This window comes from Sphingomonas sp. CCH9-F2 (assembly GCF_001556735.1).
Taxonomy (GTDB): domain Bacteria; phylum Pseudomonadota; class Alphaproteobacteria; order Sphingomonadales; family Sphingomonadaceae; genus Sphingomonas; species Sphingomonas ginsenosidimutans.
In genome coordinates this window covers 1-11,485 of the sequence record NZ_LSJO01000674.1, presented here as the reverse complement: position 1 = coordinate 11,485, position 11,485 = coordinate 1, and the positions used below count along the sequence as shown (strand labels likewise).

Annotated in this window: 10 protein-coding genes and 1 pseudogene; 7 read left to right on the top strand and 4 right to left on the bottom strand. The window is 71.5% G+C overall.

From position 1 onward, the window contains the following. A partial coding sequence (locus AX685_RS19205; RefSeq protein WP_156445940.1) for a molybdopterin cofactor-binding domain-containing protein occupies positions 1-475 on the top strand: 475 nt, incomplete at its 5' end. Between the two features lie 68 nt (positions 476-543). On the opposite strand, the gene AX685_RS19200 is transcribed toward AX685_RS19205, so the two are convergent. Then, complete coding sequence (locus tag AX685_RS19200) at positions 544-1,179, bottom strand: 2-dehydro-3-deoxy-6-phosphogalactonate aldolase (protein WP_066491607.1); 636 nt, start codon at positions 1,177-1,179, stop codon at positions 544-546. Further along, a complete protein-coding gene (locus tag AX685_RS19195) occupies positions 1,176-2,060 on the bottom strand; it encodes a 2-dehydro-3-deoxygalactonokinase (RefSeq protein WP_066491605.1) in 885 nt (294 codons plus the stop codon). Before AX685_RS19195 ends, AX685_RS19200 begins: the two co-directional genes overlap by 4 nt. Before the next feature lie 81 nt (positions 2,061-2,141). Between AX685_RS19195 and AX685_RS19190 the strand changes: the two genes are divergently transcribed. Next, the gene (locus AX685_RS19190; protein WP_066491602.1) at positions 2,142-3,020 is read left to right on the top strand and encodes an SMP-30/gluconolactonase/LRE family protein; all 879 of its coding nucleotides are present in this window, start codon (positions 2,142-2,144) and stop codon (positions 3,018-3,020) included. A gap of 12 nt (positions 3,021-3,032) precedes the next feature. On the opposite strand, the gene AX685_RS19185 is transcribed toward AX685_RS19190, so the two are convergent. Then, complete coding sequence (locus tag AX685_RS19185; RefSeq protein WP_066491600.1) at positions 3,033-4,400, bottom strand: M24 family metallopeptidase; 1,368 nt, start codon at positions 4,398-4,400, stop codon at positions 3,033-3,035. Between the two features lie 95 nt (positions 4,401-4,495). Between AX685_RS19185 and AX685_RS19180 the strand changes: the two genes are divergently transcribed. Beyond that, positions 4,496-6,706, top strand: a complete 2,211-nt coding sequence (locus tag AX685_RS19180) for a penicillin acylase family protein (protein WP_066491598.1) — start codon at positions 4,496-4,498, stop codon at positions 6,704-6,706. Between the two features lie 22 nt (positions 6,707-6,728). Here AX685_RS19180 and AX685_RS19175 read toward each other — a convergent pair whose 3' ends face one another. Beyond that, positions 6,729-7,475 (bottom strand): FadR/GntR family transcriptional regulator, encoded by a 747-nt coding sequence (locus AX685_RS19175; protein ID WP_066491596.1) that lies wholly within the window; start codon positions 7,473-7,475, stop codon positions 6,729-6,731. A gap of 85 nt (positions 7,476-7,560) precedes the next feature. On the opposite strand from AX685_RS19175, the gene AX685_RS19170 reads away from it, so the two are divergent. The 4 genes and pseudogenes from AX685_RS19170 to AX685_RS19155 form a co-directional block, all read left to right on the top strand. Next, positions 7,561-8,604 (top strand): substrate-binding domain-containing protein, encoded by a 1,044-nt coding sequence (locus AX685_RS19170; protein WP_231792312.1) that lies wholly within the window; start codon positions 7,561-7,563, stop codon positions 8,602-8,604. Further along, positions 8,601-10,130, top strand: a complete 1,530-nt coding sequence (araG, locus tag AX685_RS19165) for an L-arabinose ABC transporter ATP-binding protein AraG (RefSeq protein ID WP_066491587.1) — start codon at positions 8,601-8,603, stop codon at positions 10,128-10,130. Before AX685_RS19170 ends, araG begins: the two co-directional genes overlap by 4 nt. A gap of 8 nt (positions 10,131-10,138) precedes the next feature. Beyond that, positions 10,139-11,104: an L-arabinose ABC transporter permease AraH gene (gene araH / locus AX685_RS19160; RefSeq protein WP_231792311.1), complete on the top strand. Its 966-nt coding sequence runs from the start codon at positions 10,139-10,141 to the stop codon at positions 11,102-11,104. Then, positions 11,101-11,485 (top strand): annotated as a pseudogene (locus tag AX685_RS19155) (galactonate dehydratase); the annotation flags it as partial. The gene araH and the pseudogene AX685_RS19155, both read left to right, overlap by 4 nt.

The window sequence follows — 11,485 nt, the reverse complement described above, 5'->3', positions numbered from 1 at the left end:
GCGGGGGGGGCGCGCGACGCCGGGCGGGGCGAAGACGGGGAAGGGCCGCGGGTTCGGCTTCTATTTCAGCCATGCGGGCTATTTCGCGGAGGTCGTCGACATCACCGTCGTCGACAAGACGACGATCCGGGTCGACAAGGTATGGGTGGCCGGCGACGTCGGCAGCCATGTCATCAACCCGCTGAACGCGGTGCATCAGGTGCAGGGATCGGTGATCGACGGGATCGCGCAGGCGCTGGCGGGGCAGAAGATCGACGTCGTCGCAGGCGCGGTGGCGCAGGAGAATTTCGGCGACTTCCCGCTGCTGCGCATCGATGCCGCGCCGCGCGCGGTCGACGTGACGTTCGTCCCGTCCGATGCCGCGCCGACCGGGCTGGGCGAACCGGCGCTGCCGCCGGTCATCCCGGCGATCGCCAATGCGGTATTCGACGCGACCGGCCGGCGGCTGCGCAGCCTGCCGCTCCGGCTGGCGTAGCGCGCGGCGACATCGGAACGCCTTCGCTGGGAGACCTGACGTAGCCCCGATCCGGCCGGGGTGCGCGGTCACCCCGTGGCGACCGCGGCGATGTAGCGGGCGGCGGCGTCCGCGACCTGCTGCGCCGATGCGCCGGGGCGATACAGGTTCGATCCCAGCCCGAAACCGTCGGCACCGGCCGCGCGCCATGTCGCGATATTGTCCGGCGTGACTCCGCCGACCGCCAGCACGCGCGCGCTGCGAGGCAGGACGGCGCGCTGCGCCTTGAGGAAGGTGGGGGTGGTGCCGTCGGCGGGGAACAGCTTCAGCGCGCTGGCACCGGCCGCTAGCGCGGCGAACCCTTCGCTGGGGGTGAAATATCCGGGCAGCGACACCAGCCCCGCGGCGCGGGTCGCGCGGATCACCGCGGTATCGGTGTTGGGCGACACGATCAGCGTGCCGCCCGCATCGCGTACCCGCGCCACGTCGCCGGGGTCGAGGACCGTTCCGGCGCCGATCATCGCGCGGTCGCCCAGCCGCCGGGCGAGCAGCGCGATGCTGTCGAACGGATCGGGCGAATTCAATGGCACCTCGATCAGGGTCAGTCCCGCGTCGACCAGTGCATCGCCGACCGCGGGCGCCTCCGCCGGGGTCAGCCCGCGCAGGATCGCCACCAGTGGGCAGGCGGCAAAGGCGCGGTCGAACGCGGCGTCGGTATCGGTCATGCGGTTTCTCCGGGAAGCAGGGCGTGCAGCGCGTGGATGCCGGCGGTGAACGCGGCCGCGCTGTCGATCGCGACGACACGGCCACCACGCAGCGCGATGGCGGCGGTATAGAGCGCGGCGAGCGCGCCGGTGGCGAGCAGGTGGACCGTTCCCCCGGCCAGATCGCCGCGCGCGCCCACGTCCGCGCCGATCAGGACGCCGCTGGCGAACGATGCCGCATCGCCGGGCGCGAGCGTGCCGAGCAGGACGCGCGCGCGCACTTCGAACATCGCGTCGAGCAGATCGGTGGCGCCCGCACCGCGCGCCACGCCGTCACGGAACGCCGCGCCATCCACGACGGGTGCGTCGAGCATCCCGGACAGGATGCCGTGCGTGCGCAGCAGCGCGAACAGCTCCCCGGTCATCGCGGTGGCGAAGCGATGGATGCGGGCGTCGGCCACCGTGATCCATTTGTCGTGCGTGCCCGGCTGGCAGAACAGCGCGTCGCGTGGCGCGAGGCCCGCGGCGATCGCACCCAGTGCCTGAACCTCCTCCCCGCGCATCACGTCGTGCCGCGGACCGCGCAGCGCGACGCCCGGCACGATCGCGACATCGCGCGCGACATGGATCACGCCCCCGGCCAGCGCGGCGAGATCGGCGGGGGCGTCGACATAAGGTATCTCGCGCCAGCCGCGCGTCGACCCGGCCATGCCCGCGATCAGCAGCGGCGCTTCGCCCAGCCGTGCACGAAGCGCCGCGACCGCCGCAGGATAGTCCGCCGGGGCCAGCGACAGGATGCCGCGATCGTCGCACACCGTGGCCAGCACCCCCCCGTCCGCCGCCAGTCGATACGCGCGCCGGTTGGTCGTTCCCCAATCCACCGCGATCACTTCGCCGTTCATCGCCTTGCCTTGGTTATTTATATGACATTATCCTGTGCCGCTGTATCGTCAACGCAGGGTGCAGGACAAGAGAGGATGAGGATGGCGGATCGGGCGCAGACCGTGTGGGACGGCGCGGCGGAACTGGGCGAGGGGCCGGTGTGGGACGCCCGCGACGCGGCGCTGTGGTTCGTGGATATCAAGCGGCCGGCGGTCCATCGCGTCGATCCCGCCGACGGCACGCACCGGTCGTGGCCCGCCCCCACGCAGATCGGCTGGGTGCTGCCCGCCGAGGGCGGCGGCTTCCTGGCGGGATTGCAGACGGGGCTGGCGCATTTCGATCCCGCGACCGGCGCCTTCCGCCATCTGTGCGCGGTGGAGCCGGATCGCCCGGGCAACCGGCTGAACGATGCGACGGTCGGGCCGGAAGGGGTCGTGTGGTTCGGGTCGATGGACGATGCCGCGCGCGCGGCGACCGGGCAGGTGCATCGCTGGGACGGTGCGCACGCGACCGTCACGGGAATCGCGCCGGTGACGATCACCAACGGACCGGCGGTGTCCCCGGACGGTACGACGCTGTACCATGTCGATACCTTGGGCGGCGCGATCCACGCGGTGCCGGTGTCGGGTGACGGGACGACCGGTACGGCGCGCGTGCTGGTGACGATCGACCCGGCCGACGGCACCCCCGATGGGGTCAGCACCGATGCGGCCGGCAATATCTGGCTGGGGCTGTGGGGCGGGTGGTGCGCGCGCTGCTACGATCCGGCGGGCCGGTTGCTGCGCGAGGTGCGGTTGCCGGCGGCGCAGGTCACGAAGATCGCGTTCGGTGGCGCGGACCTGCGCACCGCCTTCGCCACCACCGCGCGGCTGGGGCTGGACGCGGCGGCACTCGCCGCGCAGCCGGCGGCGGGGGCGGTGTTCGCGTTCCGCGTCGACGTGCCGGGGCGGCCGCTGCCGCTGGCGCGGCTGCGGCGCTGATCGGGTGGCGGATCATTCCTGCACGAACAGGTGATCCGCTTTCAGCCACAGCGGCGCCAGGCATAGCGGCACCGACGACAGCGGCAGCACGCTGTCGTCCACCGCGACGCCGAGCGTGCCGGTCATGAAGCGGCGGCGCGCGTCGATGCGCGCCATCACCGCCGGGTGGCGATCGGCGAGTTCGGCGCGCAGCGCGGCATCGGCCAGGACGATGCTGTCCTCGCAATTGAGCGCCCAGCCGTCGCGCATCGGCGTGGGGATGACGTCGACCTGCACATGCATCCCCGACCGCAGCCGCTCGGTCGAGCCGGGGCGGACGGGGGTATGCGACCATTCCTCATGGCCGGTCAGATGGCCGGGATTGAGCAGCGAGCGCAGCCCGCCGCGCGCCAGCGTATCGGTGACCGCCTCGTGCAGCTCGCCGCCCGGCGTCCCCACACGCGCGACGCGATACCATTCCACCAGCCCCGCGAAATAGCCTGCGGCGGTGGCGACGAAGGCGTCGTCGCCGTCGTCCAGCAGCCCCGCACGCGCGGTCAGCCCGCCCCACAGGCCGACCGCGGTCGACACGCCGTCGCCCTTCTGCAGGACGCGCGCGCCGGGGCTGGCCAGCCCGATCACCCCGCCATCGGCGGGGCCGCCCGACGCCAGCATCATGTGCACGTTGAACGGATCGCCGTGATAGCCCATCCGCGCCGCGCCATCGCGCTCGCGGTCGCCGGGTCGCAGCTGCGACAGGACCGACCACACCATCGCGGAACCGCGCGCGGCCGCGGCCTCGAACACCGCGATCTGATCGGCATCGATGATCGAGCGATGACCGGTTTCGGGATGGAGCAGCACCGCGGTGCAATCCTCCACCGCATCGGCGCCGACGACGCGCGCGATCGCGGCGTGATAGGCGGCGGGCAGGAACGACGGCGCGGGCAGGCCCTCATCCCACTCCTCCGCCGCCAGATACTTCCAGCCGACGATCCCGGTGCGCGTGCCGGGTGCCAGCCCCGCGTCGCGCAGCACATCGGTCAGCCGCGGGGCGACGGTGCGGTCCTGGCCCAGCAGGCTCATCGTCTGCGCCAGCCGCACCGTCAGCCCCGGCAGCGGCGCGCGCTCCGCGTAGGGGACGCATTCGTTGCCGGTGACGACGATCCGCCGCCCGCCGGGTCCAAGCAGCAGCAGCGCTTCCTCGAACCGCGGCTCGAACCCCGACAGGAACATGACGTTCGCCATATGCTCGCGGTCGGCATAGACGACCAGCCAGTCGGTGCCCGCCGCCGCCAGCGCCGCATCGCAGCGCGCGGCATAGCGCGCCGGCGGCAGCGCGGGCGGTTCGTCGATCGTGCCGAAATCGGGTATGGCGACCGGTGTCAGGCGGAAAGTCATCGATGGCCCCTTCTCACTGGATGGCGTCGTCGGGAAGATTGACCGCTGCATGATATTATATATGACTTAATTGCAAGGCCAAAAGGGGAAACGTGATGCGGTGGTGGCTCGGGGCGGCGATGATCTGTGCCACCGGCGCGGCGGACGCACGGCCGGCGACCGTACCTTACGCCGGTGCGGTGACGATCGTGCGCGACGATGCCGGCATCGCGCATGTCCACGGGCGCAGCGATGCCGATGCGGTGTTCGGCATGATCTACGCCCAGGCGGAGGACGATTTCCCGCGGATCGAGCGCAATTATCTGGTCGCGCTGGGCCGGCTGGCGGAGGTGGAGGGCGATGCCGCGGTGTGGGCGGACCTGCGCCAGCGGCTGTTCGTCGACCCGGCGGCGTTGCAGGCGGCGTACCGGCGCAGCCCCGAATGGTCGCGGCGGCTGATGCAGGCCTGGGCGGCGGGGCTGAACCATTATCTGGCAACGCACCCCGCCGTCCGCCCGCAGCGGCTGACCCGGTTCGAGCCGTGGATGGCGCTCGCCTTTTCCGAAGGGAGCATCGGCGGCGATATCGAGCGCGGGGTCGCGCTGGACCCGCTCGCGGCCTTTTACGGGCGCGGCGGCGCGGCGGCGCAGGTCGCGGCCGCGACGGACGCGGGGCGGATGGTCGAACCCAAGGGATCGAACGGCATCGCGATCGGGCCGCAGCGCAGCGCCAGCGGCCACCCGCTGTTGTGGATCAACCCGCACACCTCGTTCTTCTTCCGGTCGGAACAGCAGGTGCGCAGCGACGAGGGGCTGGACGTCTATGGCGCCGCCACCTGGGGGCAATATTTCATCTACCAGGGGTTCAACCGCCGGCTGGGATGGATGCACACGTCCAGCGGGGTCGACAATATCGACGAATTCGCGGTCGAGGTGGCGCGGCGCGGGGGCGCGCTGCGCTGGCGCGACGGGGCGCAATGGCGCCCGTTCGTGGAGCGGACGGTGACGCTGCATGTGCGCCGCCCCGACGGAACGCTGGCGCCGCGATCGTTCACCACGCTGGCGACGCGGCACGGCCCGGTGATCCGCGCGGAGAACGGCCGCTGGATCGCGGTGGCGATGCTGAACGCGCCGCAGGCCGCGCTGGAGCAAAGCTGGCTGAGGACCAAGGCGACGACGCTCGACGCCTATCTGCACGCGTCGGATCGCAAGGCCAATTCGTCGAACAACACTATCCTGGCCGCCGCCGACGGCACGATCGCCTATCTGCACCCGCAATTCGTGCCGGTGCGCGACGCGCGGTTCGACTATACCCGCCCGGTCGACGGCAGCGACCCGACGACCGCGTGGCGCGGACTGCACCGGCTGAGCGAATTGCCGCAGGCGGTACGGCCGGCCAGCGGGTGGGTGATGAACACCAACAATGCGCCATGGGGCGCGGCCGGCGCCGACAGCCCGCGTGCCGCCGCCTTCCCGCGCTACATGGACCAGTTCGGCGAGAACCCGCGCGGCATCCACGCCACCGCGCTGTTGACCGGGACGCGGAAGTTCAGCGCGATGGCGCTGCGCGACCTGGCGTTCGACCCGTTCCTGCCGTTCTTCGAGCAGCAGATCCCGGCGCTGCGCCGCGCGTGGGAGGCGCTGCCGGCCGGTGCGGCGCTGCGCGCGCGGCTGGCGGGGCCGGTGGCGCTGCTGTCGTCATGGGACCGGCGCTGGAGCCTGGAATCGCAGCCGATGTCGCTGGCGGCCTATTGGGGCGAGGCGCTGTGGCGGCGCGAGGGGCCGAAGGCGCAGGCCGCGCACCGCACGATCTTCGACTGGCTGGCCAATGCCACCGTCGATGCCGACCGGCTGGCCGCGCTGGACGATGCGGTCGTGGCGATGACCGCCGAGCATGGCGGGTGGCGTATCGCCTGGGGCAGGATCAACCGGTTCCAGCGGCTGGACGGTGCGATCCGCCCGCATTTCGACGACCGGCGCCCCAGTGTGCCGGTGCCGTTCACGACCGGCAATTTCGGATCGCTGGCGGCCTTCTCGGTCGAGCGCCAGCCGGGGCAGCGGTGCTTCTACGGCACCAGCGGCAACAGCTTCGTCGCGCTGGTGGAATTCGCGCCCGACGGCCCGCATGCCTGGACGGTATCGGCGGGCGGGCAGAGCGGCGACCCGGCCTCCCCGCATTTCGACGACCAGGCCGACCGCTATGCCAGCGGCACGTTGCGCCCGGTGCCGCTGGATGGGGTGAAGGGCATCGCCTACCACCCCGGCGAACCGCGCCCCGCCGAGGCGCCACGGCGTGTCGCGACCGCGGCCGGCGCGTGCGGGGGATGAAGCGCGCGGAGCCGCCGCGCCGTCAGGGGCGTAGCGGGTGGTTGCCGGCGACCAGCAGCAGCGCCAGCGCGTCGTGGATCAGTTCGTACATCCGCTCCCCCGCCAGCGTCGCCTTGCCCTCCACGATCGCGTCGGCGACGCGCTTGTGATCGCGCGAACTGGCGCGGGGCACGCCCTTGTACTGGTTGGTGCGGCGGATCGAGAAGCGCAGCGTCGTCTCGGTCAGGTCGGTGAACTGGCGCAGGAAGCGGTTGTTGCTCGCCTCCAGCACCGCAATGTGAAAGGCGATATCGGCCTCCAGCGCATCTTCCTCGCCGCGATCGGCGGCGATCATCCGGTCGATCGCCGCCAGGATGCGCGCGCGCTGCTGCCCGGTGGCGGAATGGGACGCCAGCGTCGCGGCGCGCGGTTCGATCGCCAGGCGGATGTCGGTGAAGTCGATCAGCAGGTCGATCGAGAAATCGCGTTGCAGCATCCAGCGCAGGACGTCGGGGTCGAGCAGGTTCCACCGCTCCTCCGGCTGGACGATCGTGCCCGCGCGCTTGCGCCCGACCAGCAGCCCCTTGGCGGTCAGCATCTTCACCGCTTCGCGCAGGACCGGGCGGCTGGCGTTGAAGCGTTCGCACAACTCCGCCTCGGTCGGGAACGGCGCCCCCGCGCGATAGCTTTGCGTGACGATCGCATGGCCCAGGTCGTTGACGATCGTCGCCGTCAGGTTGCGGCCGTCGGAGGGGGCGTGGCCGATGGTGGCCGCAGTCGGGATCGTCATTGTTGCTACATATCCGACCTGTGGCGCGAAGGCCAATCGTCGATCCAACGCAAATTTGCGCTTCCCCTGTAATAAGTATGATATTATGCAGGGGCCAAGTGGTTATGGGGAGGGCGACATGGCGGAGGGGGTGACCGGGCGCAGAACCCTGCTCGGCGGTCTGTCGTCGGTCGCCGGCATCGCGGCGCTGGGCGGTTGCACGCCGCGCGTCACGCAGCCACGCGGCGTGCGCATCGGCTTCGTCGTGAAGATGCCGCAGGAACAATGGTTCCAGGACGAATGGCGCTTCGCCCGCGCCGCGGCGCGCGACCTGGGCTTTTCGCTGATCGCGATCGGTGCGGAGGATGGCGACCGCGTGCTGTCGGCGCTGTGGACCCTGTACGCGCGCTATGCCGGCGGATTCGTGATCTGTACCCCCGATCCACGGCTCGGCCCGGCGATCGCAGGGTTTGCGGCGCATAGCGGGATGAAGGTGATGTCGGTGGACGACCGGCTGATCGGCCCGGACGGCGCGCCGATCGCCGCCATTCCGCATGTCGGCATCTCCGCCGATGCGATCGGGCGGGTTGCGGGCAATGCCGCCGCGGACGAGGCGGTGCGGCGCGGCTGGTCGGGGGAGCGGACCGGGATTCTGCGGATCGCCTATGACAGCCTGGACACCGGGCGCGAGCGCACCGGCGGGGCGGTGACGGCGCTGCGCACGCGCGGTTTCGTGCGCGTGTTCGACGCGCCGCAGCGGACCACCGATACCGAAGGCGCGTTCACCGCGGCGGCCCCCATCCTGACCGCGCATGCCGATATCGATCGCTGGATCGTTCTGGGCCTCAACGACGAGACGGTCGTGGGGGGCGTGCGCGCGGCGGAGGGGCTGCGCATCGCGCCGGCGGCGGTGATCGGCATCGGCATCGGCGGATCGGAGGCGGCGATCGCCGAATTGTCCAAGCCGGTGCCGACCGGCTTCTTCGCGACCGTGCTGCTGAGCGCGCGGCGCCACGGGTACGACACCGCGGCGGCGATGTTCGCGTGGATCCGCGACGCGCGCGCGCCTGCGGCGCTGACGCTGACCAGCGGCACGCTGATGACCCGCGCGACGATGCGCGCCACGCTGGCCCGTGAGGCGGCGGCATGACCGCGCGGCTGGCCTTCGACCATGTCGGCAAGAGCTTTCCCGGTGTCGTCGCGCTGGACGACGTCAGCTTCACCGTCGCGGCGGGCGAGGTGCGCGCGCTGGTCGGCGAGAATGGCGCGGGGAAATCGACGCTGCTGAAGATCCTGTCGGGCCAGTACCAGCCCGATTGCGGCACGCTGGCGATCGACGGCTTCGCGTGCCGGTTCGACCGGCCGCGCGCGGCGCAGGACGCGGGCGTGGCGATCATCCACCAGGAATTGCAGCTGGTGCCCGATCTGACGGTGGCGGAGAACCTGCTGCTGGGCGCGTTGCCGGCGCGCGGCGGGTGGGTCCGCCATGCCGAACTGCATGAGCGGGCGCGTGCGGTGCTGGCGCGGCTAGGCGAGGCGATCGACCCGGCGACGCCGGTGCGCGCGCTGTCGATCGGCCAGCGGCAGATGGTGGAGATCGGCCGCGCGCTGCTGCGCGAGGCGCGGATCATCGCCTTCGACGAGCCGACCAGTTCGCTGAGCGCGCGCGAGACCGACCGGCTGCTGGCGATCATCGACGAACTGCGCCGCGACGGTGCCGCGATCCTGTACGTCAGCCACCGCATGGAGGAGATCTATGCGCTGGCGGACAGCGCGACGGTGCTGCGCGACGGGCGGCACGTCACCGATATCACGCCGGTCGGCCCGGCGGACGCCGACCGGATCGTCACCGCGATGGCGGGACGGTCGATCGCCGACATCTACGGCTATCGCGCGCGGGCAACGGGCGCGGCCGCGCTGCGGGCCGAAAGCGTGACCGGCGCGGGGCTGCGCCAGCCGGTGTCGTTCGCAGTCGCGGATGGCGAGATACTGGGCTTCTTCGGGCTGGTCGGTGCGGGGCGGTCGGAGCTGTTCCGGCTGCTGTACGGCGCCGTGCCTCGCACCGGCGGTGAGGTGATGTGCCGGGGCGAGCGGCTGGTGCCGGGCGATCCGCGCGCCGCGATCGCCGCGGGACTGGGGTTGTGCCCCGAAGACCGCAAGGATGCCGGGATCATCCCGCTGGCCGCGGTGCAGGAAAATATCGCGATTGGCTGGCGCAACCGGCGCGGCGCCTCGCCGTGGCTGCGCCCGCATGCCGAGGCGAGCGGCGCGCGCGATATCATCGAGACGATGCGCGTCAAGACCGCCAGCCCGGCAACGCCGATCGCGACCCTGTCCGGCGGCAACCAGCAGAAGGCGGTGATCGGCCGCTGGCTGATGGCGCAGGCGCGCATCCTGATGCTGGACGAGCCGACGCGCGGCATCGACGTGGGCGCGCGCAGCGAGATCTACGAGCGGATGTACGGTTTCGCCGAGGCGGGCGGCGCGGTGCTGTTCGCCTCGTCCGACATGGCCGAGGTGCTGGGCGTCGCCGACCGGATCGTGGTGATGCGCGAAGGATCCGTGGCCGGCATCGTCCCGCGTGCGGAGGCGAGCGCCGACGTGCTGATGCGGCTGGCGCTGCCGCAGGCTGCCTCCACTTCCTCCTCTTCAGACAGGGACGTGATCCCCGCATGACGCCATCCTTGCTTCTTTCCCGTGCCGGGCCGCTGCTGGCGCTGATTGTGCTGGTCGCCTTGCTCGGCTGGCTGGTTCCCGATTTCCTGAGTCTGCGCAACGCGCAGGGGCTGCTGCTGTCGGTGACGCTGGTCGGCACGATCGCGGCGACGATGATGCTGGTGCTGGCGATGCGGGAGGTCGACCTGTCGGTCGGCTCCACCGTCGCCTTTGCCGGCGTGCTGGCGGCCGTGACGATGAACGCGACCGGCAGCGTCGCGCTGGGCGTCGCCGCCGCGCTGGCGGGCGGCGCGGCGGTCGGGCTGTTCAACGGCGTGCTGGTGGCCGGATTGCAGGTCAATTCGCTGATCGTCACGCTGGCGACGATGGAGATGGTGCGCGGGCTGGCGTTCCTGACGTCGGGCGGCGAAAGCGTCGCCATCCCCGCGCAGCGTTTCTATGCGCTGGGATCGGGGGGGATGCTGGGTATCGGCTGGCCGATCTGGATCATGGCGGCCAGTTTCGCGCTGTTCGGCGTGCTGCTGAACCGCACCGTGTTCGGGCGCAACATCCTGGCGATCGGCGGCAATCCGGAGGCCGCGCGGCTGGCGGGCATCCCGATCACGCGGGTGCGGATCACCGTGTTCGCGCTGCAGGGGCTGGTCGCGGCGGTCGCGGGCATCGTGCTGGCGGCGCGGATCACCAGCGGGCAGCCGAACACCAGCATCGGGCTGGAACTGGCGGTGATTTCCGCCTGCGTGCTGGGCGGCGTGTCGCTGTCGGGGGGCGTCGCGACGGTGGCCGGCGTGGTCGTCGGCGTGTTCATCATGGGCGCGGCGCAAAATGCGCTCAACCTGATGAACGTACCGACTTTCTATCAATATGTGGTGCGCGGCGGCATCCTGTTGCTGGCGGTGGTCGCGGACCGGCTGCGCCAGACCGGGCGGCTGCCGGCGCTGCGCATCGCCCGCCAGAGGGAGCGTAGACGTCGATGACCCGGCCCATGTCGCCGATCGCGAAGATCGAGCATTTTCTGGTCCCTCCGCGCTGGCTGTTCGTCCGCGTCGAAACCGCCGACGGCGCGGTCGGCTGGGGCGAGGCCAGCCTGGAGGGCCATGCCGAGGCGGTCGCCGGCGCGCTGGAGGCGGTGCGCGATCGGTTGATCGGCACCGATGCACACCGGATCGAGGATGCGTGGCAGACGCTGTACCGGATGGGCTTCTATCGCGGCGGGCCGGTGTTGATGTCGGCGATCTCGGGCGTCGACCAGGCGCTGTGGGATCTGCGCGGACGGGCGCTGGGCGTGCCGGTGTCGGACCTGCTGGGCGGGCGGGTGCGCGACCGTATCCGCGTCTATGCCTGGATCGGCGGCGACC

Coding starts and splice junctions, on each gene's coding strand:
- AX685_RS19200 (WP_066491607.1), bottom strand. CDS start 1,179: ATGACCGATACCGACGCCGCGTTCGACCGCGCCTTTGCCGCCTGCCCA.
- AX685_RS19195 (WP_066491605.1), bottom strand. CDS start 2,060: ATGAACGGCGAAGTGATCGCGGTGGATTGGGGAACGACCAACCGGCGC.
- araG (WP_066491587.1), top strand. CDS start 8,601: ATGACCGCGCGGCTGGCCTTCGACCATGTCGGCAAGAGCTTTCCCGGT.
- AX685_RS19190 (WP_066491602.1), top strand. CDS start 2,142: ATGGCGGATCGGGCGCAGACCGTGTGGGACGGCGCGGCGGAACTGGGC.
- AX685_RS19170 (WP_231792312.1), top strand. CDS start 7,561: ATGCAGGGGCCAAGTGGTTATGGGGAGGGCGACATGGCGGAGGGGGTG.
- AX685_RS19185 (WP_066491600.1), bottom strand. CDS start 4,400: ATGACTTTCCGCCTGACACCGGTCGCCATACCCGATTTCGGCACGATC.
- AX685_RS19175 (WP_066491596.1), bottom strand. CDS start 7,475: ATGACGATCCCGACTGCGGCCACCATCGGCCACGCCCCCTCCGACGGC.
- AX685_RS19180 (WP_066491598.1), top strand. CDS start 4,496: ATGCGGTGGTGGCTCGGGGCGGCGATGATCTGTGCCACCGGCGCGGCG.